This is a genomic window from Sinorhizobium alkalisoli (assembly GCF_008932245.1).
GTDB classification, from domain to species: domain Bacteria; phylum Pseudomonadota; class Alphaproteobacteria; order Rhizobiales; family Rhizobiaceae; genus Sinorhizobium; species Sinorhizobium alkalisoli.
Window position 1 is genome coordinate 1,402,816 of sequence record NZ_CP034910.1, and the last position, 23,237, is coordinate 1,426,052.

The 23,237-nt window shown below is 61.9% G+C and carries 25 protein-coding genes and 1 pseudogene; 10 read left to right on the forward strand and 16 right to left on the reverse strand.

Features of this window, described 5'->3' with window-relative positions; genetic code table 11:
• Window positions 1-96 precede the first annotated feature (96 nt).
• The 6 genes from arsH to EKH55_RS24310 form a co-directional block, all read right to left on the reverse strand.
• Complete coding sequence (arsH, locus tag EKH55_RS24285; RefSeq protein WP_192803810.1) at window positions 97-822, reverse strand: arsenical resistance protein ArsH; 726 nt, start codon at window positions 820-822, stop codon at window positions 97-99.
• Window positions 797-1,222 (reverse strand): arsenate reductase (glutaredoxin), encoded by a 426-nt coding sequence (gene arsC / locus EKH55_RS24290; protein WP_192803888.1) that lies wholly within the window; start codon window positions 1,220-1,222, stop codon window positions 797-799. Before arsC ends, arsH begins: the two co-directional genes overlap by 26 nt.
• A gap of 2 nt (window positions 1,223-1,224) precedes the next feature.
• Window positions 1,225-1,923: an aquaporin gene (locus EKH55_RS24295; RefSeq protein ID WP_151613481.1), complete on the reverse strand. Its 699-nt coding sequence runs from the start codon at window positions 1,921-1,923 to the stop codon at window positions 1,225-1,227.
• A gap of 3 nt (window positions 1,924-1,926) precedes the next feature.
• Window positions 1,927-2,436 (reverse strand): arsenate reductase ArsC, encoded by a 510-nt coding sequence (locus EKH55_RS24300; protein WP_151613482.1) that lies wholly within the window; start codon window positions 2,434-2,436, stop codon window positions 1,927-1,929.
• 19 nt (window positions 2,437-2,455) lie between these two features.
• Window positions 2,456-2,815, reverse strand: a complete 360-nt coding sequence (locus EKH55_RS24305) for an ArsR/SmtB family transcription factor (RefSeq protein ID WP_151613483.1) — start codon at window positions 2,813-2,815, stop codon at window positions 2,456-2,458.
• 330 nt (window positions 2,816-3,145) lie between these two features.
• Window positions 3,146-3,586 (reverse strand): transposase, encoded by a 441-nt coding sequence (locus EKH55_RS24310; protein WP_192803811.1) that lies wholly within the window; start codon window positions 3,584-3,586, stop codon window positions 3,146-3,148.
• A 238-nt stretch (window positions 3,587-3,824) separates the two neighbouring features.
• Between EKH55_RS24310 and EKH55_RS24315 the strand changes: the two genes are divergently transcribed.
• Window positions 3,825-4,334 (forward strand): carboxymuconolactone decarboxylase family protein, encoded by a 510-nt coding sequence (locus EKH55_RS24315; protein ID WP_427915854.1) that lies wholly within the window; start codon window positions 3,825-3,827, stop codon window positions 4,332-4,334.
• A gap of 100 nt (window positions 4,335-4,434) precedes the next feature.
• Window positions 4,435-4,800, forward strand: coding sequence for an SHOCT domain-containing protein (locus EKH55_RS24320; RefSeq protein ID WP_210249916.1), 366 nt, complete (start codon window positions 4,435-4,437; stop codon window positions 4,798-4,800).
• A gap of 93 nt (window positions 4,801-4,893) precedes the next feature.
• On the opposite strand, the gene EKH55_RS24325 is transcribed toward EKH55_RS24320, so the two are convergent.
• Complete coding sequence (locus EKH55_RS24325; protein ID WP_151613486.1) at window positions 4,894-5,214, reverse strand: hypothetical protein; 321 nt, start codon at window positions 5,212-5,214, stop codon at window positions 4,894-4,896.
• 38 nt (window positions 5,215-5,252) lie between these two features.
• Between EKH55_RS24325 and EKH55_RS24330 the strand changes: the two genes are divergently transcribed.
• From EKH55_RS24330 to EKH55_RS24360, 7 genes and pseudogenes are all read left to right on the forward strand, one after another.
• On the forward strand, window positions 5,253-6,044 hold the full coding sequence (locus tag EKH55_RS24330) for an adenylate/guanylate cyclase domain-containing protein (protein ID WP_151613487.1): 792 nt from the start codon (window positions 5,253-5,255) through the stop codon (window positions 6,042-6,044).
• 198 nt (window positions 6,045-6,242) lie between these two features.
• Window positions 6,243-6,374, forward strand: a pseudogene (locus tag EKH55_RS24335) (IS630 family transposase); the annotation flags it as partial.
• 226 nt (window positions 6,375-6,600) lie between these two features.
• Entirely contained in the window at window positions 6,601-7,350 is a 750-nt protein-coding gene (locus EKH55_RS24340) for a FadR/GntR family transcriptional regulator (RefSeq protein WP_069460250.1), read from the forward strand.
• Window positions 7,351-7,441: 91 nt separating this feature from the next.
• The gene (locus tag EKH55_RS24345; RefSeq protein WP_151613488.1) at window positions 7,442-8,410 is read left to right on the forward strand and encodes a sialic acid TRAP transporter substrate-binding protein SiaP; all 969 of its coding nucleotides are present in this window, start codon (window positions 7,442-7,444) and stop codon (window positions 8,408-8,410) included.
• 63 nt (window positions 8,411-8,473) lie between these two features.
• On the forward strand, window positions 8,474-9,046 hold the full coding sequence (locus tag EKH55_RS24350) for a TRAP transporter small permease (protein ID WP_151613489.1): 573 nt from the start codon (window positions 8,474-8,476) through the stop codon (window positions 9,044-9,046).
• A 3-nt stretch (window positions 9,047-9,049) separates the two neighbouring features.
• Window positions 9,050-10,456, forward strand: a complete 1,407-nt coding sequence (locus tag EKH55_RS24355; RefSeq protein ID WP_069460185.1) for a TRAP transporter large permease — start codon at window positions 9,050-9,052, stop codon at window positions 10,454-10,456.
• Entirely contained in the window at window positions 10,456-11,514 is a 1,059-nt protein-coding gene (locus tag EKH55_RS24360; RefSeq protein ID WP_151613490.1) for an L-idonate 5-dehydrogenase, read from the forward strand. The genes EKH55_RS24355 and EKH55_RS24360 overlap by 1 nt, the downstream gene beginning before the upstream one ends.
• 6 nt (window positions 11,515-11,520) lie before the next feature.
• On the opposite strand, the gene EKH55_RS24365 is transcribed toward EKH55_RS24360, so the two are convergent.
• Window positions 11,521-12,846 (reverse strand): NAD(P)/FAD-dependent oxidoreductase, encoded by a 1,326-nt coding sequence (locus EKH55_RS24365; RefSeq protein WP_151613491.1) that lies wholly within the window; start codon window positions 12,844-12,846, stop codon window positions 11,521-11,523.
• A 234-nt stretch (window positions 12,847-13,080) separates the two neighbouring features.
• Between EKH55_RS24365 and EKH55_RS24370 the strand changes: the two genes are divergently transcribed.
• Entirely contained in the window at window positions 13,081-13,557 is a 477-nt protein-coding gene (locus EKH55_RS24370) for an Lrp/AsnC family transcriptional regulator (protein ID WP_069460188.1), read from the forward strand.
• Window positions 13,558-14,074: 517 nt separating this feature from the next.
• Here EKH55_RS24370 and EKH55_RS24375 read toward each other — a convergent pair.
• From EKH55_RS24375 to EKH55_RS24410, 8 genes are all read right to left on the reverse strand, one after another.
• On the reverse strand, window positions 14,075-14,377 hold the full coding sequence (locus EKH55_RS24375) for a DUF982 domain-containing protein (RefSeq protein WP_427915878.1): 303 nt from the start codon (window positions 14,375-14,377) through the stop codon (window positions 14,075-14,077).
• A gap of 389 nt (window positions 14,378-14,766) precedes the next feature.
• The gene (locus EKH55_RS24380) at window positions 14,767-16,419 is read right to left on the reverse strand and encodes an ABC transporter ATP-binding protein (RefSeq protein WP_151613492.1); all 1,653 of its coding nucleotides are present in this window, start codon (window positions 16,417-16,419) and stop codon (window positions 14,767-14,769) included.
• Window positions 16,419-17,282 (reverse strand): ABC transporter permease, encoded by an 864-nt coding sequence (locus tag EKH55_RS24385; protein WP_151613493.1) that lies wholly within the window; start codon window positions 17,280-17,282, stop codon window positions 16,419-16,421. Before EKH55_RS24385 ends, EKH55_RS24380 begins: the two co-directional genes overlap by 1 nt.
• On the reverse strand, window positions 17,279-18,229 hold the full coding sequence (locus EKH55_RS24390) for an ABC transporter permease (protein WP_151613494.1): 951 nt from the start codon (window positions 18,227-18,229) through the stop codon (window positions 17,279-17,281). Before EKH55_RS24390 ends, EKH55_RS24385 begins: the two co-directional genes overlap by 4 nt.
• 80 nt (window positions 18,230-18,309) lie before the next feature.
• Window positions 18,310-19,920: an ABC transporter substrate-binding protein gene (locus EKH55_RS24395; protein WP_151613495.1), complete on the reverse strand. Its 1,611-nt coding sequence runs from the start codon at window positions 19,918-19,920 to the stop codon at window positions 18,310-18,312.
• Between the two features lie 67 nt (window positions 19,921-19,987).
• A complete protein-coding gene (locus tag EKH55_RS24400; RefSeq protein WP_192803812.1) occupies window positions 19,988-20,671 on the reverse strand; it encodes an HAD-IA family hydrolase in 684 nt (227 codons plus the stop codon).
• A gap of 256 nt (window positions 20,672-20,927) precedes the next feature.
• Complete coding sequence (locus EKH55_RS24405; RefSeq protein WP_151613496.1) at window positions 20,928-22,304, reverse strand: aspartate aminotransferase family protein; 1,377 nt, start codon at window positions 22,302-22,304, stop codon at window positions 20,928-20,930.
• Between the two features lie 14 nt (window positions 22,305-22,318).
• Complete coding sequence (locus EKH55_RS24410) at window positions 22,319-23,155, reverse strand: GNAT family N-acetyltransferase (RefSeq protein WP_069460195.1); 837 nt, start codon at window positions 23,153-23,155, stop codon at window positions 22,319-22,321.
• Window positions 23,156-23,237: the final 82 nt, after the last annotated feature.

The following is a 23,237-nucleotide window of genomic DNA, read 5'->3' on the forward strand; positions in this document are numbered from 1 at the left end:
CAGGGTTTTGTCCAATCGGCCTCGGGTCTCTGCATTCACAAATTGCCTCAGATCGAATTGTCGGCCGATGCCGCTCCTTCGCGGGCAGAAGTATGCTCAGATCGACCTGAGCTTGACCCGCTGTTCAAGCTTCTCCTCGTCTTCCTTGCGCTCGCTGTATCGGTCGACGAGATAGGCCGACACGTCGCGAGTGAGCAGCGTGAACTTCACGAGCTCCTCGCAGACGTCGACGACGCGGTCGTAATAGGACGACGGCTTCATCCGACCGTTCGCATCGAACTCCTGGTACGCCTTGGCGACCGACGACTGGTTCGGGATCGTTATCATGCGCATCCAGCGGCCGAGCAGACGGAGCGTGTTCACCGCATTGAAGGATTGCGAGCCGCCCGAAACCTGCATGACGGCGAGGGTCTTACCCTGCGTCGGCCGGATGGATCCGATCGACAGCGGTATCCAGTCGATCTGTGCCTTCATCACCCCGGTGATCGCCCCATGCCGTTCCGGACTCACCCAGACCTGGCCTTCCGACCATTCCGAGAGTTCCCGGAGTTCCTGCACCTTGGGGTGGCTGGCGGGCGCGTCGTCCGGCAACGGCAACCCGGAAGGATCGAAGAAGCGCACTTCCGCCCCGAAGCGTTCCAGCAACCGCCCAGCCTCCTGAGCAAGAAGCCGGGAATAGGACACCTGGCGCAGCGATCCGTAGAGGATCAGGATGCGCGGCGGGTGGGTCGAGAACGGCGGCCGCAGCGCATCGATATCGGGCTTGCGGAGATGACGCGGATCGGCGGCGGGAAGATCAGACAATGCGGCCGCCCTCTTCATCAAGAACCTTCTCGCCGTCTTCCTTGACGAACGGTCCCTTGAAGGCATCGGCGGGTAGGATATCGAGAACCGCCTCCGATGGCCGCGCCAGCCGGGTGCCGATCGGGGTGACGACGAACGGCCGGTTGATGAGGATCGGATGCTCGAGCATTGCCTTCAGCAACTGGTCGTCGGAGAGTACCGGATCGTCGAGACCAAGCTCCGCAAAGGGCGTTCCCTTCTCCCGGATCGCCTCGCGGACGGAGAGACCGGAGTCGTGGATCATTCGGGCAAGTTCGTCCCGGCTCGGCGGAGTCTTGAGATATTCGATCACCGTCGGCTCGATGCCGGCATGGCGGATCAGCGCCAAGGTGTTGCGAGACGTGCCGCATGCGGGGTTGTGGTAGATGGTGACGTCCATGGTCATTCGGTTCCCTTGACGGTTATCGGGAAAGTTGAGGTGTTTCGTTCGGTGTGCATCCACCCTACGACGGCCGCGGCGACGAGCGCGCCGAAAAGCTCGGCGGCGATGAACGCCGGGACGTCCGCCGGACGGATGCCCGCAAAGGTGTTCGAGAAGGCGCGGGCGACGGCGACGGCAGGGTTCGCGAAGGACGTCGAGGCGGTAAACCAATAAGCGGCCGTGATGTAGAGGCCGACCAGCCACGGAATGGTGTCGGCGCGGAAGCGCAATCCCGCCAGAATCGTGAGAACGAGCCCGAAGGTCGCGACCGCCTCGGCGAGCCACTGGCCCGTTCCCGTGCGGACCGTTTCCGACACCTGCAACAGGGGCAGGTCGAACATCGCATGCGCAATCAGCGTCCCGGCAATGCCCCCGGCAATCTGCGCGAGGACATAGAGCGAGGCCGCGGTTGCGTCGATCTCTCGCTTTGCTGCGAACACCAGGGTAACCGCCGGGTTGAAGTGTGCGCCGGAGATCGGTCCGAGAATGCTGATCAGCACAACGAGGATCGCGCCCGTCGGTATGGTGTTGCCGAGCAACGAGACCGCCACGTCGTTGGAGAGACGGTCGGCCATGATACCGGAGCCGACGACGGTCGCGACCAGGATGGCCGTGCCCAGGGCTTCCGCAGCGAGGCGGCGGTTCAGGTCAAACGCCATGCGTCAGCCCGCCTTCGGAATGTTGCGGCCGATCTCGTCGAGCCTTCTCTGCAGGGCGAGCTTGTCGAGGCTCGTCATCGGCAGGCTGATGAAGATCGAGATGCGGTTGTTGAGCATGCGGTAGGTTTCGGTGAAGGCAAAGTGCTGCTCGGTATCACTGCCCTCGGCCGCGGCCGGATCAGGTACGCCCCAGTGCGCCGTCATCGGCTGCCCCGGCCAGACGGGACAGACCTCGGCGGCGGCGTTGTCGCAGACGGTGAAGACGAAATCCATTTGCGGCGCACCGGGAGCGGCGAACTCGTCCCAGGCCTTCGAGCGGGCGAAGGACGTGTCGTAGTTCAGCCCCTTGAGGAGCTGCAAGGCAAATGGATGCACTTCTCCCTTCGGCTGCGATCCCGCGGAATAGGCCTTGAACCTGCCCATGCCGAGCCTGTTGAGGATGGCTTCGGCTATGATCGAGCGGGCCGAGTTGCCCGTGCACAGAAACAGGACGTTGTAGACTTTGTCGCTCATGGGCGCTCTCCAGTTTCGTTCATAGAGTCTGCGCCTCCTCACTGGTAGCGCAGCAGGGGGTCAGATCGGAGATCAATGGCGCGCAGAGACTGGCATTGCCGCCGCAGCAGTCCTGCAGGAGGTAGAGCATCACCGCCCGGAACCGATCGAGATCGACGCGGTAGATGATCGAGCGGCTTTGCCGCTCGCCCCGAACCAATCCCGCCTGCGAGAGCGTCGCAAGATGCGCCGACATGGTGTTCTGCGGCACGTCGACCAGTCTGGCCAGTTCGCCCGCCGGCACGCCTTCGGGTTCCCGTTCGACCAGCAGGCGGAACGTTCTCAGGCGTGTGGCTTGGGCAAGGGCGGCCAAGGCGGCAATCGTCTGTTTTTCATCCATCAATCCAGAATAATGGATATATCTGACAAGTCAATGGCTGGCCGCGCCCGGTGGATGGGACCTTCCGGTCGCTCTGGGTGGAAAAACCTTCAGGAGAGCGGTCCTCGCGTGGTCCTTGCTAAATGGCGGCTCTCGTCTGGCAATTCGCGCGTCCGAGAAGACATCTCCCAATTAGAGGGACAGCGTTGGTTTCCCGCCGACAGATCTCAGCGCAGCAGCCCGGCCCACGACAAGCATTCGGCCCCGGTTGCGAAAGAAGGGGACGCCCTATGACCGTTGTGCGAGCCAGTATGGCGTCAGCTTATCGTCGCCGGGAACAGCCACAATCCGTCAGCCGCACTGCCTCCTGAACATCGCAAAGTTCCGGGTGACCGTGACAGCAGTCGTTGACCAGAAAAGCCGATGAGCATGCGGATGCAGGCCGGCGCAGGTCAGAATGCCCCGATGAGAGGAGAGCGTGTTGTGAGGGCATCCGATCGCCTCGGCAATCGCGCCGGCAGCGAGGCCGTCTGGCTCCTCCTTCATCAGGAGCCAGAGCCTCTCGACGCAATTGGGCTCGTTGTACAGGTCGGGGCTAAAGCAGATGGGGTTCCTGCGGTTTCGCTTCGGTGGGATATTCGCCCATGCGCCCCGGAGTCTGACGAAGTCCCGAATGGCTTCGCTGTCGTAGGCGCGCTCCGCCAGGCAATCCTCTTTCAATCCGTCGATGAGGTTGGTCGCAAGGCCGTTGTAGTGGTCCTGTCCGGCGCTGAGCGCAAGGTGGAGCGGCAATCCTTTGCCATCGATACGGATCGTCAGCCCACCGCGCGAGCGGCCGACATTGGTCGCTGCGGTTCTTCTTGCACAAGACCCACGCTGGTGGAGAGGGGGCGACTCGCTACACCAAACTCGGTTTCGACGACCGTTCGGAAACACGACCGCGCCGACCACTTAACCCTTTTTGAGACAGCCTCCCTTTCTTTTGATCCGGATCAAGCGAGACCTTCCTGAAGGCTGTTATAAAGTTAAGTTGGACTTGTTTTGGAGGTGTGACATGGCGATCACATTGAAAGAGAAGGAACTCGCTGCCCTTGGTATTTCCATCGCCGCCGGTTGTAAGCCGTGCACCGATTTTCATGTGAAGAAGGTGCGTGAGTCTGGCGCATCAGACGCGGAAATCAGGCAGGCGATAAACGACGCTTTGTCTGTGCGACGCAGCGCCACTGACATCATGGAGGCCTACGGGCTGACTCATCTTGGTGAACGCAAGTCAGCGGCCGATCCAGAGGACGCGCGGGGGACCGACCGCGTGCACGAACTCGTGTGCATAGGTGCAGCTTATGGCGTCAACTGCGTGTCGAGCCTCAAATTGCATCTGGATGCGGCCGAGAAAGCGGGGATATCGCACGAAGAAATAGAGACGATCGTAAAGCTTTCTGCGTTTATCAAGGGGAAAGCGGCCTCACATGTGGAGCACTTGGCCGAAAGCCTGAAGAAGCCCGAGGTGGTTTATGAGCAGCAGGTAAGCGCTTGCTGCTGACCTTGGATCGCCTCCGGATAAACTCGCGGGATGCGGGTACCAGCCCGCTGTGTAAGCGGCGTTGCCCTGGGAGGACCGAAAAGATGAAGCGAGACCGCCAATGCAAAAGGTTCTGATTGCGATTTGCACTGCGGCAATTGCGGCCCTGTTCCTCGCGCCGAGCGCGGTGTTGGCGCAGGCACCGTCAGACGCCGAAAGGTACGCTTATGGTCCGGGCATGATGGGGTGGGGTGGAGGCTGGATGATGATGATTTTCGGCCCGCTCTTCATGATCCTCTTTCTGGCCGTGCTGATTGCAGCCGTGGTTTTTCTCTCCCGCTGGGCTGGTGGACCATGGCAGGGATCAGCTACGCCACACGCCACGCCGTCCGGCCGCACGCCGCTTGATATTCTCAAGGAGCGCTTTGCGCGCGGCGAGATCGACAAGGAGGAGTTCGAGGAGCGCCGCCGCGTGCTCGGCGAATAAGTCGTGTTTGCCGAACGGCTGATGGCACGAAAGTGTCCTTGCGGCGGAGGCGTGTTCGGAAAGTCGAAGAAGGGACGGCTGTGAAGCCTTGCTTTAGGCAGCATTGATGCGCAGATACGACGACAGACTGGAGGAGTGGAAAATGGCACAATCAGCCCCCATGCCGAAGTGCCCGATGGCAGAAACCTGTAAGGGCATGATGGAAAAACCGCTTTCCGGCCTGGTAATGGTGATGCCAGGGATTGCGTTCATAAGCCTCGGCGTATTGATCGCTGTTTGGCCATCTGTCTTACCATGGCTCGTGGCCGCCGCTTTCATCCTGGCGGGTGGCGCCATGCTGATGATGGCCAAATTCATGCGTGGGGTCGGCGCCCGGCTCAGACCCCCCCAAGCCAGCCCATAATAGTCGGACATGCGCCGTTTTTCCGAGCGGCTAGCGGTGGGAACCTGACATGCAGGCCTCAGCAGAGAAGCTACTGAAGACCTATCTCGGCCAACGGACTGGCGAGCGCGTTCTGGCGGGCCGGACGAAGCGGGGCGAAGGTGAAAAGATCCACGCGGTTATCTGGCTGTGCGACCTGCGGGATTCGACCCGACTTTCCGAATCGATTCCTGTGGAAGACTTCTTTCGCACCCTGAACGAATTCTTCGACTGCACTGCCGGAGCCGTACTGGACCATGGCGGGGAGATCCTCAGCTATATCGGCGATGCAGTGCTCGCGATCTTTGCCATCGGCGGGACCGAGAGGCCGCTGCGCGAAGCGTGCTTCCCCGAAGAGGGCGCCTGCGCGGCCGCGTTAGCAGCGGCCCGGGCCGCGCGGTCGCGCGTCGATGCCCTCAACGACCGGCGAGAGACGAGGGGGGAGCCACGGCTGAACTTCGGTCTTGCCTTACACGTTGGCGACGTGATGTACGGGAACCTCGGGGTTCCCCAGCGCATGCAATTCACCGTTATCGGCGCGGCGGCCAATGAAGCCGCGCGCTTGGCTGGGATGTGCAAGGACCTACACCGCTGGGTTCTCGTTTCGTCGAGGTTTCGGCGTTGCTTCCCGGGCCAGTTGATATCACTCGGCCACCATCTTATGCGTGGTGTCGAAACGCCCCAGGAGATCTTCACGCTCATTGACGACGACAAGGCTTCGCTCAACCTGGAGCAGAAGCAGGCGCCGCGACCGGGTTCTTCAACCGGGGTCGGCGAGATCGAGTGCAGTGCATCCGATATATGCAAGCGACCGCGCCCGTGAGGCAGTTCTGAACAACAGACTGGGCGCTCAGACCGCCGCGCTGGAAGCTGAGCTTGCACCGGTCCGAGAGCAGGTTGCTCGGCTGGAGCAGCGGGCATCGACCTTCGCCGCGGGCGACGATGAGGAATTTCTGACGGCAATAGCCGCGCTCAGCACCTCGCTCGCGGGCGAAGAGATTGCCGCCCTGAGGCCGAGGCGCTGGCCACCCCGGCCCACGCCATCGTGCTGTCGGCCGATGAGAAGAGCCAGATCCAGGCGCTCGATCGCACCCAGCCCGGCCTGCCCCTGAAGAGGGGCCGGCTCGGCACCATGACGCCTATTCAACGCCGTTGTGTGGCGAAACCGGCCAAAATCCCTATCGTGTGAAAGATGTCATGGTCGCTTAGGTAACGCGCCCGATCGCTTAAGGTAGTATTTCGCCCCCTCCCGCAAACGACCCCTCTTTTAACAATTGACTGATTGACACAGACCCAGTGAACAGTATTCTTGCGTCGATTGGTATGACCACCTGGCCACGTAGCCGCTTTGTGCCTAAGGCTGCCTCGGAGAAGCGATGATGTTCTCTGCCGTGGAATCGCGCCGCCTCTATCGTCAGGTGGCGGATCAGATGCGAGGCCTGATCGAACGGGGCGAACTCGCGCCCGGTTCGCGGCTTCCGGCCGAACGTGATCTGGCGCAGAAATTCGGCGTTTCCCGCCCGACAATACGGGAAGCCTTGATCGTGCTCGAGGTCGAAGGCTTCATCGATATTCGCATGGGCTCGGGCATCTATGTCACAGGCCGGCAGGCGCCGGCTCCCGATGTGCCGCCGGAAGATTTCGAGGGCCCGTTCGAATTGCTCAGGGCGAGGGCGGTCGTCGAGTGTGCGATCGCCGAGGAGGCAGCCCGTCTGGCGCGGCCCGAGCATATCGCCATTCTCGACGACAATCTGACGCGAATGGCCGCGGCCCTGGAGGATCGTCGCCTGGCGCTGGCGATCGACCGGGAGTTCCACATTCTCATATCAGGCATCATCGCCAACCAAACGCTGAACCGTTTCGTCGGCAGCATCCATGACATGCGCATGACGCCCTATTTCGAGAAGCTCGCCAGCTATTTCGAGAACACGGAGACATGGCGGGCCGCAATGGAGGAACATCGCGTGATCCGCGACGCGATCGCCGCCGGTGATCCGACCGCAGCACGCGCCGCCATGCGCGCACATCTCGACCAATCTCAACTTCGCCTGTCGGCCAGTTTCGGAGAGGAAGCTGCCGACAGCAAGGTACCCGCCGCCTGGAGGCGTGCCGGGGGGAAACAGCACTGACACTTTGAATTGCGGGATGCAGGCGGAAGACCGCGTACACTTTTCCTCATCCCGGTCTGCGCGAATGACTTCACTTTGGAGGAGAAGGAAGATGAAGGTCAGACTGCTATTGGGTGCGACTGCGATTATTCTGGCTTCAGCCATCACCGCCCAGGCCCAGACGGCGCTTAAATGGGCGCATGTCTACGAGACCTCCGAGCCGTTCCACACCGAATCCGTCTGGGCGGCCGAGGAGATCGGCAAGCGCACCGAGGGGCGCTATAAGATCGACGTCTTCCCGGCCTCGCAGCTCGGCAAGGAGGCCGATCTCAACCAGGGCCTGAAGCTCGGTACGGTCGATATCATCATTTCAGGCTCGAGCTTCGCCGCGCGCGAATATGCGCCAATCGGCGTCACCTATTTTCCCTACACCTTTCGCGATCCGGGGCATCTGCTCGCCTATACGAAGAGCGATGTCTTCAAGAATCTTGCCAAGGGCTATGAGGACGCCTCCGGCAACCACATCACCGCCGTCACCTATTATGGCACGCGCCACACCACGTCGAATAGGCCCATTTCCAAATGTTCCGACATGCAGGGCCTGAAGATGCGTGTTCCGGATGTTCCGGCCTACCTGGCCATGCCGCGTGCCTGCGGCGCCAATACAACACCGATCGCCTTTGCCGAGGTCTATCTTGCGCTGCAGAACGGCACCGTCGAGGCACAGGAGAATCCGTTGACGACGATCGAGGCAAAGAAGTTTTTCGAGGTGCAGAAGCATATCGTGCTGACGGGTCATATCGTCGATCACCTGAACACGGTCGTCTCCAAATCCGTCTGGTCGCAGCTCTCCAATGCGGACAAGCAGATCTTCACCGAGGTCATGCAGGAAGCCGCCGAGCGCGCCACAAAGATCATCGGGGAGCGCGAAGACGGGCTCGTCGCGACGTTCAAGGAGCGCGGCCTTGAAGTGACCGAAGTCGACAAGGCCGATTTCGAGGCGAACGTCGTGGACAAGGTGGCGCTCGAGGACTTCGGCTACCGGAAGGAAGACTGGGAAGCGATCCGCGCCGTCAAGTGAACCGCTTGCCGGCGGTCCGTAGGCGCCGCCGGCATTCCGTCCACCCTCGCCGGATGATCGCCCATGTCACAAGAAATCCATTTGCAGACGACACCGGAGGAGATTGCCCATTCCTTCGACGAGGCGCCGCCAGCCGCCGACATTTCGAACTATGCCTTCGAGGATTGGATCACATTCGTCATCTTCTGGGTTATGACGGCTTGCGTATTCCTGCAGTTTTTCACGCGCTACGTTTTGAACGACTCCTATGCCTGGACAGAGGAGATCGCCACCAATTGCCTGATCAGCGTGGTCTTCCTGGGCTCGGTCATGTGCGTTCGCGTCTCGCGGCACATTCAGGTCGACGTGCTTTATCATTATCTGCCGCGCCCACTGGCGCGTGGCTTGGCGATCTTCGTCGATCTCGTTCGGATCGGCTTCTTCGCCTATGCCTGCTGGCTGATGTGGCGCTATGTCGAGATCGTCGCCCATGAACGGATGGTGACCGTCGACCTGCCGCGCAACATCGTCTTTTTCAGCGTCATGGCCGGATTCGTGCTGATGCTGATCCGCTCCATCCAGGTTTTCATCGCCAATCAACGCCGCGGCTATTCGGTTCTCGAGAAGCCGGAGGAATTTCAGAAAGTCGAGGGCTGATCCATGCTTCTGCTTGTCGGTTCCTTTGTGGTGCTGATGGTGATCGGTGTGCCCGTCGCCATCTCCATGGCCGTGGCATCCGTTCTCTATCTCGTTTTCTTCAACGTCGCGCCGGACATCATCGCCGCACAGCGGATGATCGCGGGCGTCGAGAGCTTCCCGCTGCTCGCGGTGCCCTTCTTCATTCTCGCCGGAAACCTGATGAACTCCGCCGGCGTCACCGGACGCATCTATTCCTTCGCCGTGGCGCTCGTCGGCTGGATGAAGGGCGGGCTCGCGCAGGTCAACATCATCGGCTCGGTGATCTTTTCCGGCATGTCGGGCACGGCGCTGGCGGATGCGGCCGGCATCGGCACGATCGAGATCAAGGCGATGAAGGATCACGGCTATCCGGTTGAGGCGGCGGTCGGCGTTACCGCCGCATCGGCGACCCTGGGCCCGATATTTCCGCCGTCCCTACCGTTTGTCATCTACGGCATGATGGCGAATGTCTCGATCGGGGCGCTGTTCATGGCCGGAATCGTGCCGGGCGTGGTGATGACCGCTCTGATGATGCTGACGGTCGCCATCTTTGCCTATCGACGCGGCTGGGGGTCGGACACGCCGTTCGAGATCAAGCGATTGTTGTCGGCTTCTCTCGAGGTCATCGTCGTTCTTTCGGTGCCGCTTGCCATCTACCTCTTGATGTCAGCGGGCCTGTCGATGAATGTCGCGGTCGGCCTCGCTCTCGTGGTGCTTCTCGCGCTCGATTGGTATTTCGACTTTTCCGCCGTCATGGCGTTGATGACACCGGTGATCCTGATCGGCGGCATGACTATGGGCTGGTTCACGCCGACCGAAGCCGCTGTTGCCGCGGTCCTCTGGTCGCTGTTTCTCGGCCTGGTGCGATACCGGAGCATGACCATGTCGACGCTCGCCCGGGCAACGTTCGACACGATCGAGACAACCGCTTCGGTGCTGTTCATCGTCACGGCCGCCTCCATCTTTGCCTGGCTGCTGACGGTGAGCCAGGCAGCGCAGATGCTCTCCGGGGCGATCCTGACGATCACGGACAACAAATGGGTCTTCCTGATCCTGGTCAACCTGCTGATGCTGTTCGTCGGCTGTTTCCTGGATACGATCGCGGCGATCACCATTCTGGTGCCGATCCTCTTGCCGCTCGTGGCGCAGTTCGGCATCGACCCGGTCCATTTCGGGCTGATCATGACTTTAAACCTGATGATCGGGCTGCTTCACCCGCCGCTTGGCATGGTGCTCTTCGTGCTGTCGCGCGTGGCCAAACTCTCGGTCGAACGGACGACGATGGCGATCCTGCCCTGGCTCCTGCCGCTCTTCATCGCGCTATTGCTGATCACCTTCGTGCCGGCGGTGACCCTGTGGCTGCCGGGCATGGTGGGACTCGTGCGCTGATGGGGAGAGCGACGATCCGCACGCGCTTCGCGCGGCTCTACGGCCAGCGCGATCTCCGGGTGGAGACCGCCGACCTCGCCGAACCAGGAGAAGGCGAGGTGCTGCTGAAGATGGCGGCTGGCGGCATCTGCGGTTCGGATCTGCACTATTATCAGGACGGCGGCTTTGGCCCCGTCCGGGTGTGCGAACCGATCATTCCGGGCCATGAGGCGTCGGGCTATGTCGAGGCGCTCGGGACAAACGTGTCCGGCCTTGCGATCGGCGCCCTCGTGGCGGTCAATCCGAGCCAGCCTTGCGGAAACTGCCGCTTCTGCCGGGAGGATACTCCCATTCATTGCCTGAACATGCGGTTCATGGGGAGCGCCATGCGTCTGCCGCATGCGCAGGGGATGTTTCGCGATTGGCTGGTCGTTCCGGCCAGCCAGTGCTTTCCGGCTGGCACCCTGGCCGGCGCGGGCGAAGCCGCCTGTTCGGAGCCACTGGCCGTCTGCCTTCACGCGGTCGCGCAGGCCGGCGATCTCGTCGGCAAGCATGTGCTCGTCACCGGCGCAGGGCCGATCGGAGTGCTGGTGATTGCCGCCGCCCGCCATGCCGGGGCCGAGACGATCGTCGTCTGCGATCTCGCCGATGGCGCGCTCGAACGAGCGATGGCAATGGGCGCGACGACCGTCCTCAACATCCGGCGTGATCCGTTGGCGCTTGCGCCCTTCGAGGCGGAAAAGGGCCAGTTCGATCTCGCCTTCGAGTGTTCCGCCGCGGAGCCGGCGCTTCGGAGCGCGATCGCCACGGTCAAGCCGCGCGGTCTGATCGTCCAGGTTGGCGTAACCGGCGAAATCGTGCTCCCGCTCAGCGCGTTGGTCGGCAAGGAATTGCGGCTTGTCGGTTCGCAGCGTTTCGATGTAGAATTCGCTCGCGCCGTCGACCTGATCGCGACGCGTCGCATCGACGTCAGACCGATCATTTCCCACGAGTTTCCGATAGAACAGGCGGCCAGCGCCTTCGAGCAGGCCGGCGATCGCTCGGTAGCCTGCAAGGTGCAACTGGTCTTTCCCGCTTGATGGCTGTCAAAAGTCGGCGACCTTGCCCCAGGCGGATTTGCGGAAGCGGTCCGGGTGATAGGGGCGGGGATCGACGATCGGCTCGCCGCCGGTGATCATGTCCGCGATCAGGTGGCCGGCGCCGGGTCCGATGCCGAAGCCGTGGCCGCTGAAGCCGGCCGCAAGAATGAAACCCGGTATGCTGGAAATCTCCCCAATGCCGGGGACACCGTCTGGAGTGCTGTCGATATAACCGGCCCAGGCCGCGGTGACATGGGTGTTCTTCAAGGGGGGGAGCAGTTCGAGCGCGCGCGCATGGGTCAGGCGTATCGTGCGTTTGTCCACTGCCGGATCGAGTATGCGCATGCGCTCCATCGGCGTCGGCTGGTCGAGTTGCCAGCGGGCGGGGCCCTCGTGACCGGATCGGATACCCTCCAGGCCACCGGGTGCGAGACTGCGCCAACGACGCAGGAACATCGGCAGGAATTGCGGAGCGAAGCGCATTTGCTGCGGCGTGGGATCGACGCGGCCGCGGCCGCTAATGGCCAATGTGTAACCGCCATCGGCGCGACGTGTTACCGAGACGGCGGCCGTGTGCAGCGCGTCCGGCAGGTTCGCCGCGCCCGGGGAGACGGACAGGATCGACGAGCGGACGGAGGCCTGAGGGAAGCGAACGCCGAGCTGCCGGCAAAAGGAGGAGGCCCAGGCGCCGCCGGCGAGCACGGCCGTGTTTGTGCGGATGGTTCCGTGTTCGGTGACGACACCGGACAGGCGTCCGCCTTCGAGCTCGATGCCGCGGGCCGCACAGGATTGATGTACCGTGCCGCCGAGCTTCAGGAGCGCTCGCGCGACCGCAGGTGCGGCGCTTGCCGGGTCGGCGGTGCCATCGGTCGGCGAAAAGACGCCGCCCTTCCAGGGCTTGCCGGTCGCGCGACCGCGTTCGCTTGCCTCGGCGCTATCCAGCATGTGCGTCGTGACGCCGACGGTGCGAGCAAAGTCGCGCCAGCGTGCCCAACCGGCCAGTTCCTCCTCGCTGTCGCTCAGATAGAAGAGGCCGCAGCGCCGAAAGCCGGTGTCCTCGCCGCTCTCTTCCGCGAAACGCTCCCACAGGTCCAGGCTTTTCGTCGACATCGGCAGTTCGCGGGCGTCGCGGTTCTGCTGTCTGCACCAGCCCCAATTCCGGCTGGATTGCTCGGCGCCGATCCGCCCCTTCTCGACGAGGGCCACCTTCAATCCCCGCCGGGCAAGATAGTAGGCCGTGAAAACACCGACAATTCCGCCACCGATCACCACCGCATCGGCAACTGCAGGCAGGGTGGGCGTCGTGTCGACGAGTTTCAGCGGCGCGGGCATTGCATTGTCTCCATTTGCGTTCAGCCTAGTCATTATGCGCCTAAGACGTTGCTGGAGAGCTGGACCTAGACAGCAGAAAATTCCGTCTTGCAGAGAGGCTGCAGTCCTTTCTGCTTCGGCACATTGCAAGAAACAAAATCGACATGTGACACCAACGTGTTAAGGTCAGCGTGGGAAGTAGGGCAGCATAATGTGCTGCGACGTTGACCCCTATTGCCAGGCGGAGGCACACGGATGAAGCTCGACCGGATCGACATAAAAATTCTCTACGAATTGCAGAAGAATGGCCGCATCACCAATGTGGAGCTTGCCGAACTGGTCAACCTCTCGCCGAGCCCGTGCCTGATGAGGGTGAAGAAACTGCAGTCAGAGGGTTATATTGAGGGCTATTCCGCGCAGATCAATGTGGGCAAGCTTGGCCAGACGTTGACCGTCTTTACCGAAATCACGCTGAAGAACCATCGGCAGATCGACTTCGCCCGTTTCCTGGCGGCAATCGAGAAGGTCGACCAGGTGATCGAGTGCCATTTGGTTTCGGGCGGCTATGACTATCTGGTGAAATTCGTCGCCGCCGGCATCGGCGAATACCAGACCATCATGGAGCGTCTGACCGATATGGATGTCGGCATCGACAAATATTTCAGCTTCGTCGTGCTGAAGTCGCCCATCGTCAAGGCGCACATGCCGCTGACCAGCCTGTTCCGGCTTTAGATTCTCAGCTATTCCCTCTCCTCGGCACCAAGGGTTTAACCCGAGGACCGGCCTATCCTGTAAGCAGTGTGAGGGCCGCCACGAGTTCCGCTCCGCCGCCGGTGATGGGTAGGAACCAGGACGAAAGTGACCAACCGAACGTGGCGCCTGGCGATCCGACCAGAACGCGTTTGGCCGAACAGCGAATGCTCAGGCGGCCGCGGGCGAAGCCGCGAAAGGCTGGGCACCTTCGAAGGGCCAGCCCAGCCATTCAAGCCCACATTTCTGACACACCTTGTGCCCTGCGCCGGTTTAAAATGGCGACAGGGTAGGGGAATGGCGCGGCCCGATGTGGCTCATCGGGCACGTCATTCGACGCACACTGTCGCCATTTTCTACCGGCCCGCAGGTTGGATTGTGGAGGCTGTCTCCAGCGAAAACCGCTCAATCGTAGAACGGGCTACGCTTTTCGCGGCTCTCGCCCGTATCCTGCTCGCCACAATCCAATACAGGGCGCAAGGAGTGTGAGAAATGCGGGCTAGGCAAGCGAATGTTGACCGCCAGCGCCGGTTTTCCTCTCGAGCAGTCCATCCGCAACCGTCGACATGCCGGCATCTCGGCACGCGTCAATGAAGGCTTCACGCGCGATGGCGACTGGCGTCATTCGGTTTAGAGCGCGACGGCAAGTTTGAACCGCCCGATTGTGTTTACTGCCTCGATGGATTGCCCAATCGCCCTCCAGGAAATCGAGCACGTCGTTGACAGAAGCGAACATCTGAGGCGGACCGTCCTTCATGCGGACGGTGACGGGCGTCATCCAGACCAATTCCGGGTTGAGCATGATGTCCTCCTTTCGCATACACACCGGATGAAAAAGAAGTGAAAGAAATATCGGTGACCGCGGAGGGAATTTCAAGACTTCCACGATCCTCCGTATGCTTGAGGTCGACCTACCATTCGAGCCATGAAGCTCGGATTAAGATTTGGACCCGATCCGCAGATCACCATACCGGCCAGCGGCTTCTGATAGGTCGCACACAAAGGCCTGACAGAAGACCGCACTCGATCACACGTTCAAAAGGTCAGAAACTACTTGGATAAAGGGCGGCAACCTCAGAAGGATACATGCAGTAGAGCGGCATTCGCTCACGTATGTTCGCGCTACCGCTCTGTCCGTTTTTTTGCCGCATCTGTGCGACGTCAGGTGATTCCACCTGCCTGCAAAACGCTCTAACGCCGGCAATAGGCCCGTACAAGTTCCGGGTCCTGCTCGAGCCCGTCAAGCCAGGTCGGGTCGAGTTTCGGCACGGACGAGAAAAGCAATTGCGAATAGGGGTGCTGTGGCGCCTTCACCTTGGCGGGAGTGATTTCCTCGACCTTTTTTCCACCATACATGACGACAATCTCGTCGCAGATTGCCTCCACCACGGAAAGATCGTGGCTGATGAAGACGTAGGAAAGGCCGAGTTCGCGCTGTAGTTCCTTCAGCAACTCGATGACCGCGGCGGCAACCACGGTGTCGAGTGCCGAGGTGATCTCGTCGCAGAGGATCAGCTTCGGATCGGCCGCGAGCGCCCTTGCGAAGTTCACGCGCTGCTTCTGGCCGCCGGACAGCTCGCGCGGTTGGCGATGGCGCAGGTTGCGTGGCAGGCGCACCATGTCGAGCAACTGGTCGATGCGGGCGCTTCGCGCCTTTGCGCCCATGCCATGGTAGAAGGTCAGCGGTCGCGCAAGTATTTCCTCGACGGACTTTGCCGGGTTGAGCGCGGTGTCGGCGTATTGGAAAACGATCTGCATCTCGCGCAACTGTTCGCGCGAGCGCTGGCGGGCGCTTTGGTCGAGCGTAACCCCATCGAAGACGATGTTGCCCGCTGCCGCCGGCAGGATGCCGGCGATGGCGCGGGCAAGCGTGGACTTGCCACAACCGGACTCGCCGATAATGCCAAGATTACGGCCCTTCTCGACCTTGAGGCTGACATTCTCGACCGCACGGACGAGCGGCAGGCCGTCAGCCTGTATCTGTCCATAGCCCGCAACGAGGCCGTCGATCTCGAGGAGCGGTGCCGGAGCGGTAGCCGGTTGGGCGGCCTGGCGCGGTTTCGGCTCGAAGGCGGAGAGCAGTTCGCGCGTATAGGGATGTTTGGCGTTCGAGAGGATGTCTTCGGTGGTGCCGGCTTCCTGGACCTCGCCGCCCTTGAGGACAACGATACGGTCGGCGATCTGGGCAACGACAGCAAGATCGTGCGAGACATAGACGCCGCCGATGCCTCCCTGCTTCATGACCGACTTGAAGGCCCGTAACACCTCGATCTGCGTCGTCACGTCAAGGGCAGTCGTCGGCTCGTCGAAGATGACAAGTTTGGGATTGCCGATGAGTGCCATGGCGGCGGAAAGGCGCTGCAATTGTCCACCGGACACCTGGTGCGGATAACGGCTGCCGATCGTCTCCGGCTCCGGCAAGGACAGGGCCCGGAAAAGATCCACCGCGCGGCTGCGCGCCTCCTCCGGCGGCATGAGCCCATGGATACGGGTGACCTCGATCACCTGGTCCATGATGGTGGCGGCCGGGTTGAAAGCAGCGGCGGCGGATTGCGGCACATAGGCAACCTCAGTGCCGCGGACCTTTGCACGCTGCTTTTCGGAGAGTGTGATCATGTCCCTGCCGGCGAGCGACACGCGGCCCCCGGCGATGCGGCAGCCCGGGCGGGCATAGCCCATCAGCGTTAGCGCGATCGTCGTCTTGCCCGAGCCGCTCTCACCGATCAGGGCAACAATCTCACCCTCGGCGATATCGATGCTGACGCCCTTGATGATCTCGACGCGGCGGCCGGAATCGGTGGTGGCTTCGACTTTGAGGTCGCGGATTTCTACGAGCTTGGCCATCATTCGCTCCGATCGCGGATCTTCTTGGGCAGGTTGTCGATCAGCAGATTGACGCTGATCGTGAGGCTGGCGATTGCAAAGGAGGGTGCCATCACCGCCGGTGCGCCGAAGGGCAGGCCGCCGATGTTTTCGCGCACCAGCGCTCCCCAGTCGGCATAGGGCGGCTGCACGCCGAGGCCGAGGAAGGAGAGGCCGGAGAGCAGGAGCACGATGAACACGAAGCGGATGCCGAAATCCGCCAGTACCGGCCCGACGATGTTGGGCAGGATCTCCGAGCGGATGAGATACCAGGTGCTTTCACCGCGGATACGGGCGACCGTGACGAAATCCATGGCATTGATATTCACCGCAAGTGCCCGGGCGAAGCGATAGGAACCCGGAATGTAGATCACCGACAGGGTCAGGATCAGCACGGGGATGGAAGAGCCGACAGCGGCGACAACCACGAGGCCGAAGAGCTTGCTCGGTATGGAGTTGAGCGCGTCGAGGAAACGGCTCAGCACGGTGTCGAGCCAGCCACCGGCGACCGCCGCGATCATGCCGAGCACGACGCCGCTGAAGCAGGCGATCGTCACCGCGGCGAGCGAAATGCCAACGGTATAACGGGCGCCCATCAGGATCCGCGAAAACATGTCGCGCCCGAGATAGTCGGAGCCCAGCCAGAAGTCGGCGCTCATCGGACCGAAGTAGTCGAGGTCGACGATCTCGCCGACCGGGTAGGGGATGATCAGCGGTGCGAAGATCGCAACGATCGCCCAGAAGAGGATGACCGAAAGACCGATCATGCCGACGATGTTGAAGCGGTATCCAAACCGGGATCCGGTCATCCGCTCGGAAGTGGTCTCGGAACTGGTCATGGTCATCGGAGCCTCGGATTGGAAAGGATGGCGATGATGTCGGCCGTCGTGATCAGGAGCAGGTAGCCGAGGCAGAAGATCATGGCGCAGCTCTGGATCAGCGGCAGGTCGCGGGTCGCCACGGCGTCGACCATCAGTTTGGCGATGCCCGGATAGTTGAAGATCGTCTCGACGATGATGACGCCGCCGAGGAGATAGGAAAGCGAAAGGGCAACCGCATTGACGATCGGCCCCAATGCGTTCGGAAGTGCATGGCGCAGCACCATTCGCGGGCGAGAGGCGCCCTTGAGCAGAGCCATCTCGACATAGGGCGTATTCAGCGTCTCGATCACCGCCGCCCGCGTCATCCGGATCATCTGAGCCGAGACACCGAAGGTCAGCGTGATCACCGGCATCGCATAGATGCGCAGCATATCGGAAAGGCTATGGATCTCGTTGGCGAAGGAGAGCGCCGGAAGCCATTTCAGATAGACTGCGAAGATCAGTACGGCGGAGGTCGCGATCATGAATTCCGGCACGGAGATAACGCCGATCGTCATCACAGTGACAATGCGATCGTATAGCGAGCCGCGCAGCATCGCGGCGCTGACGCCGAGTGTCAACGCGATCGGCACCGAGAAGAGCGCGGTGACGCCCGCAAGCTTCAAGGTATTGATGAAGCGCCCGCCGATCAGATCGGCAACCGGCATCTCGTTGGCGTAGGAGGTGCCGAGATCGCCCTGCAGAAGACCGACGATCCAGCGCAGGAAGCGGAAGATCGCCGGATCGTCGAGATGCATGGCCTTGCGCAGGCCCTCGACGGCCTCCGGCGTGGCAGCTTGGCCGAGCAGGATGGTTGCCGTGTCGCCTGGCAGCAGCGTCGTCGCGAAGAAGACGGCGAACGAGACGATCACCAGCGTGATCAGGGCAATGAGCAATCTGCTCAGGACAAGGGAAAGAACCCGGTTGTTCACGCGTGTTCCCTTTCGCATAAGGCTAAAATCCGTGGGGTAGGCTGCAGCGGTGCAGCTGCAGCCCGACCCTTTTCCATTCTTCAGGCTTCGAGCCAGACATACTCCGCGAAGGCATAGCCCATCTGCCCACCAAGCGGGTTCGGTTCCAGGCCCTTGAGCTTGGCCGTGAGCGCATCGACGTTGGAGATGTAGGCCGGGATGATGGCCCCGGCTTCGTTGGAGACCATCACCTGCATCTCGTTGTAGATCTCCCTGCGCTTCTCCTGGTCGAGCAAGCCGCGCGCCTCGATCAGCATCTTGTCGAATTTCTCCGATTTGTATTGGCTCTCGTTCCAGGGAGCACTGGAGGCGTACAGCAGCGAGAACAGGATGTCCGGCGTCGGACGCGGGTTGATGTTGCCGAAATGAACCGGCGCCTTGAGCCAGTAATTGTCCCAATACCCGTCCGAAGGCACGCGCTGGACATCAAGCTTCAGGCCGATCTCGGCCGCGGAAGCCTGAATGATCATTGCCATATCGATGGAGGCGGTGGCCGCTTCGGAAGCAACCACTGGGATTGATTGGCCGAACACGCCGGCCTTCTCGAAGTGGAATTTCGCCTTTTCCGGATCGAAGGCCCGCGGCTTCAGGTCGGCATTGTGATAGAAGTTGGCCGGCGAGACCGGCTGGTCATTGCCGAGCTCGCCGAGGCCGCGGAGCGCCGATTTGACGATCTGCTCGCGGTTGACGAGGGACTTCATGCCCTCGACGAAATCGCGCTTGCTGCCGGGCTCCATGTCCAGGCGCATGTTGAGATTCGTGTAGTTGCCTGAAGTCGACTTGGAGAGCACGAAGCCGTCACCCTGGCTCTCGACAAGGCGCATTGAACGCGGATTGATCGTGGCTGCCAGGTGGATGTCGCCGGACAAGAGCGCATTGACGCGCGAGCTGTCGTCGCTGATCGCGAAATACTCGAAGGAATCGACGTGCGGGCCGGACTTCCAGTAGTTTTTGTTCTTGACGCCGATCGAGCGCACACCCGGCTCGAAGAGCTCCCTGACGAAGGCGCCGGTGCCGTTCCCCTTTGAGAAGTCGGTGGTGCCATCGGCGACGATCATGAAGTGGTGCAGCGACAGGATCGTCGGCAGGTCGGCGTTCGGGTCGGCAAGGGTGATCTCGACGGTCTGCTTGTCGATCGCTTTGAAGCCGGTCATCTGCGCGGCGATCTTCGCAACCTTGGAACCGACCGACGGGTCGAGATGGCGCTTCAGCGAGAAGATCACGTCGTCAGCGGTGAGCGGCTTGCCGTCATGGAAGGTGATGTCGCTTTTCAGTTTGACGGTCCAGGTCTGGGCATCCTTGGTCTCGATTGCTTCGGCAAGCTCCATCTGCGGCGTGCCGGACTTATCGAGGAAGGTGAGGCGGTTGTAGAAGGAGCAGCAGCGGACGTAGTCGGTCGAGAGCGATGCCTTGGCCGGGTCGAGCGTGTCGGCGGTCGAGGACGACCATCCGGCAGCCTTCAGCGTGCCGCCGGCGACCGGCGTCGCGGCAACCGCCTGACCGGCGCGGCCGAGCAGGACGCCGCCGGCCGACATGGCGACGCCGCCCGCAAGCAGCATCTGCAACAGTTCGCGGCGTGTGGCGCCACGACGGATGGCGGTTTCGACCATGGCGTCGTCCGACCTGGTCCAGTTGGTGATCTTGTCTGTCATGACATTCCCCTTCTCAATTGGCGGGCTGCCCTTCTCTTGTGGGCTTCGACCCGATCCGTTGAATGGATCACTTGCGTTCTTCAGCCACGGCGTCGGCGAGGGCTGCCATCGAGGTGAAGTGATAGTCCGGCTTCGTGAATTCGGCTGGCTCGATGGTGCCGCCGTAGCCCTTCTGGGCATGGCGGCGCTCGATCCAGCAATTGGTCATGCCGAGCTCCCGCGAGATGCCGATGTCGTGATACTGGCTCTGGGCGACATGCAGGATGTCGTCCTTGGAATGGCCTTCGGACGCGACGAAGTCGAACACCTTTTCAAAGAAGGCGGGGTCCGGCTTTTCGGTGCCGGTGTCGTCCGCGGTGAAGGCGGCGTAAAAGGGGTTACCGAGCTCGCGCGCGAAACACTCGAAGGCCCAGCGGCGGGCGTTGGTCATGGCGATGAGCCGGTAATCCTTCGCAAGCCGCGCCAGGGCATCGGCGCTGTCCGCGAAGCCTTTCCAGTTCCTTGCCGAGTCCCGCAGGCGCTCGCCATAGCTTCGGTCTGCTGGCAGGCCAAGCTTCGGCGCGATCTGGAGGTAGACCCGCACGAGATCGTCGGGAAAGAGGTCCGCGTCCTCGGAATAGCGGGCGGCGCGATAGAGCGTCAGCGCCTCTTCGCCGTCGATATCGACGCCCGCCTCGGCCGCGATGCCGGCGAGGCAGTCCTTGAGGCCGCTCTCGAAGTCGATCAGCGTGCCGACTACGTCGAAGGTCATATATTTGAATTCCGGAAGGCTCTTCAACTTCAGTCCCCAGTTTTCGGGCTCACAAGGAGCGGCTTGATGGAAGAAGAATATTCTGTTCCCGTCGCGGGATCTCCGCCCCGCCGATCGACGACCGCATTTACTGTAATGCCGCCATTTCGCGATTTCAGTTTGGCTGCTGTGCCGCGCGGAAGTTTCCGAAAAGATACGGTGACGCGGCACAAAATTTCGAATATGTCCATTCCGCGAAATAAGCGGATGGTCGCTCTCAGGCCCTCACGGCCGCGCGTACGTCCGGGTCCGCCAAGGTCTCGTCCAGCACCTTCCGGGTGCGCTCGACGATGGCGTCGATGTCGGCGTCGGTGCAGCAGAGCGGCGGCGCATAGCCGAGGACGCCGTTGGCGAAGGCGCGGATGACGAGGCCGTTCTCCCAGGCGCGGTCGAAGATGCGCCGTGCCGGGTCGGCTGCGGCCGGCAACGGGGTCTTCTTCTCCTTGTCGGTTACGAGCTCAACGGCCGCCAGCATGCCGCGGCCGCGGACATCGCCGACGAGCGGATGGTCCTTGAGGCCTTCAAGCCCCGCCATCAGCCGTGCGCCGGCTTTGCGGCCGTTGTCCAGCAACCCGTTCTCGTAGAGCTTCAGCACTTCAAGGCCGACCGCGGCGCTGACCGGATGGGCCGAATAGGTGTAGCCGTGGCCGACGGCTGCGGCACCGGCGCTGTCGGCGATCGTCTGGTAGATATGATCGCCCATGAAAACCGCGCCCATCGGCACGTAGCCGGAAGTCAAGCCCTTCGCCACGGTCATGAGGTCCGGAACGATCTCATCTTCCTCGCAGGCAAAGAGCGGTCCGGTGCGGCCGAAGCCGGTGATCACCTCGTCGGCAACGAAGAGAATGCCGAGTTCATGGCAAAGATTGCGCATTGCCTTCATCCAGCCTTTGGGCGGTACCAGCACTCCGCCGGAGCCCTGGATCGGCTCGGCATAGAAGGCCGCGACCCGCTCGGAACCGATCTCCTCGACCTTGCGCCGCAGCGCTGCAAGCGACGCATCAATGATCGCCTGCGGATCGTCGCCGACCGGATTACGGTAAGCATAGTGCGATGGAATCTTGTGCTGCCAGTCAAAGGGTATGCCAAAGCCCGCATGGAACAAAGGCAAGGCCGTCAGGCCCGCACCAACCGTCGAGGAGCCGTGATAGCCCTGCTCGATGGAGATGAACTGGTCGCGCTGCGGTTCACCCCGGGCGATCCAGTAATAGCGGATAAACCGGATCGTGCTGTCGACCGCATCGGAGCCGCCGAGCGTGAAATAGACGTGGTCGAGATTGCCCGGCGCCCGTTCGGCGAGTTCCGAGGCAAGCCGGATCGCCGGCTCCGATCCGAGACCGAAATAGGCGGTCGCATAGGGCAGATCGCGCATCTGCCGCGTTGCCACCTCGACGATGCTCTCATGGCCGTAGCCGGCATTGACGCACCAGAGGCCGGCAAATCCGTCGATCAGCTGCTTGCCTGAAGCGTCGGTGACTGTCGCACCTGAAGCCGAGGCGAGCACGCGCACGCCCAGCTTTTCATGGCCGCGATAGGAGGCGACCGGATGCACGAGATGAGCACGGTCCAGTTCGATGAGGGAATTGCTGTACATGGGGACTCTCCGGGTCAGCCAAACGCCTGGTTGGCGAGGGCGAAGGTTGTCGCGGTGGCGTCGGCAGCGCGTTCACTGACCGACGTCCTCATAGCGATAGCGTCGCCGACATGGGCAAGACCCTGTTCGGCGAGCCATGGCCCGAGGCCGGTATCTGCGATTGTATCAATCCGCAAAAATCGCCCGGGCCGCCGGGCGATGAAATGTGCGATCAATGCCTTGGCGTCGTTGAGATCGGCGGCAACAACCGGCCCGATGACCTCGCCACGGCCAAAAGGCCTCAGGGCAGCGAAGCCGCAAACGCGTCCATCGCGGCGCATCACCGCGAATTCGCCGACCGCCTCGATAGAGGCGATGAGGTCGCCACGGTCCGCGCCGAAGGCGCCGCGGTCGAGATCGGCAATCGCTGCGACGTCGGATGCGTTTGCGGGCTCCACGCCTGCCGGAGCGGTCATTTCACCAACGACGCCCTGCTGCTGCAGCACGCGACCCGTCTCCCGGAAGCCAACCTTCTCGTAAAGCGGCAAACCTTCCGCGGTAGCCACCAGTCGCAAGGGGCGATTGCCGGCAATGCGCAAGGCGGCGTCCATCAGCCGGCGCCCCAGCCCGCGGCCGCGCATCGCTTCGTCGACGATAACCATGTTGATCGTCGCGCAGTCCTCTTTGTAAGAGGTCACGAGCACGGTGCCGACGATACGATCGTCCTCGAGCGCGACGATGCCCTCACTTAAGGCGAGCACCATCTGCCAATCCTCGGGCCGGTGCGGCCAACCGGCCTGGCGTGACAGTCCGACCGCTGCATCCAGGTGTTCGGGGCTGAAGGTTATGAGATCGATCTGACGTGTCTGCATTGCGAATCTTCCTCATTTCTGACCTCGAAGTCTGGAGGATTTGGATCCGGCAAATCGGCTGAAGGACAGCTTCCGCGCGGTA

What these genes read in the sequence shown, in the direction of transcription:
- arsH (WP_192803810.1), bottom strand. Translation starts at nt 822, where the DNA reads ATGAAGAGGGCGGCCGCATTGTCTGATCTTCCCGCCGCCGATCCGCGT.
- arsC (WP_192803888.1), bottom strand. Translation starts at nt 1,222, where the DNA reads ATGGACGTCACCATCTACCACAACCCCGCATGCGGCACGTCTCGCAAC.
- EKH55_RS24295 (WP_151613481.1), bottom strand. Translation starts at nt 1,923, where the DNA reads ATGGCGTTTGACCTGAACCGCCGCCTCGCTGCGGAAGCCCTGGGCACG.
- EKH55_RS24300 (WP_151613482.1), bottom strand. Translation starts at nt 2,436, where the DNA reads ATGAGCGACAAAGTCTACAACGTCCTGTTTCTGTGCACGGGCAACTCG.
- EKH55_RS24305 (WP_151613483.1), bottom strand. Translation starts at nt 2,815, where the DNA reads ATGGATGAAAAACAGACGATTGCCGCCTTGGCCGCCCTTGCCCAAGCC.
- EKH55_RS24320 (WP_210249916.1), top strand. Translation starts at nt 4,435, where the DNA reads ATGCAAAAGGTTCTGATTGCGATTTGCACTGCGGCAATTGCGGCCCTG.
- EKH55_RS24325 (WP_151613486.1), bottom strand. Translation starts at nt 5,214, where the DNA reads ATGTCCGACTATTATGGGCTGGCTTGGGGGGGTCTGAGCCGGGCGCCG.
- EKH55_RS24330 (WP_151613487.1), top strand. Translation starts at nt 5,253, where the DNA reads ATGCAGGCCTCAGCAGAGAAGCTACTGAAGACCTATCTCGGCCAACGG.
- EKH55_RS24340 (WP_069460250.1), top strand. Translation starts at nt 6,601, where the DNA reads ATGTTCTCTGCCGTGGAATCGCGCCGCCTCTATCGTCAGGTGGCGGAT.
- EKH55_RS24345 (WP_151613488.1), top strand. Translation starts at nt 7,442, where the DNA reads ATGAAGGTCAGACTGCTATTGGGTGCGACTGCGATTATTCTGGCTTCA.
- EKH55_RS24350 (WP_151613489.1), top strand. Translation starts at nt 8,474, where the DNA reads ATGTCACAAGAAATCCATTTGCAGACGACACCGGAGGAGATTGCCCAT.
- EKH55_RS24355 (WP_069460185.1), top strand. Translation starts at nt 9,050, where the DNA reads ATGCTTCTGCTTGTCGGTTCCTTTGTGGTGCTGATGGTGATCGGTGTG.
- EKH55_RS24360 (WP_151613490.1), top strand. Translation starts at nt 10,456, where the DNA reads ATGGGGAGAGCGACGATCCGCACGCGCTTCGCGCGGCTCTACGGCCAG.
- EKH55_RS24365 (WP_151613491.1), bottom strand. Translation starts at nt 12,846, where the DNA reads ATGCCCGCGCCGCTGAAACTCGTCGACACGACGCCCACCCTGCCTGCA.
- EKH55_RS24370 (WP_069460188.1), top strand. Translation starts at nt 13,081, where the DNA reads ATGAAGCTCGACCGGATCGACATAAAAATTCTCTACGAATTGCAGAAG.
- EKH55_RS24375 (WP_427915878.1), bottom strand. Translation starts at nt 14,377, where the DNA reads ATGCTCAACCCGGAATTGGTCTGGATGACGCCCGTCACCGTCCGCATG.
- EKH55_RS24380 (WP_151613492.1), bottom strand. Translation starts at nt 16,419, where the DNA reads ATGGCCAAGCTCGTAGAAATCCGCGACCTCAAAGTCGAAGCCACCACC.
- EKH55_RS24385 (WP_151613493.1), bottom strand. Translation starts at nt 17,282, where the DNA reads ATGACCATGACCAGTTCCGAGACCACTTCCGAGCGGATGACCGGATCC.
- EKH55_RS24395 (WP_151613495.1), bottom strand. Translation starts at nt 19,920, where the DNA reads ATGACAGACAAGATCACCAACTGGACCAGGTCGGACGACGCCATGGTC.
- EKH55_RS24400 (WP_192803812.1), bottom strand. Translation starts at nt 20,671, where the DNA reads ATGACCTTCGACGTAGTCGGCACGCTGATCGACTTCGAGAGCGGCCTC.
- EKH55_RS24405 (WP_151613496.1), bottom strand. Translation starts at nt 22,304, where the DNA reads ATGTACAGCAATTCCCTCATCGAACTGGACCGTGCTCATCTCGTGCAT.
- EKH55_RS24410 (WP_069460195.1), bottom strand. Translation starts at nt 23,155, where the DNA reads ATGCAGACACGTCAGATCGATCTCATAACCTTCAGCCCCGAACACCTG.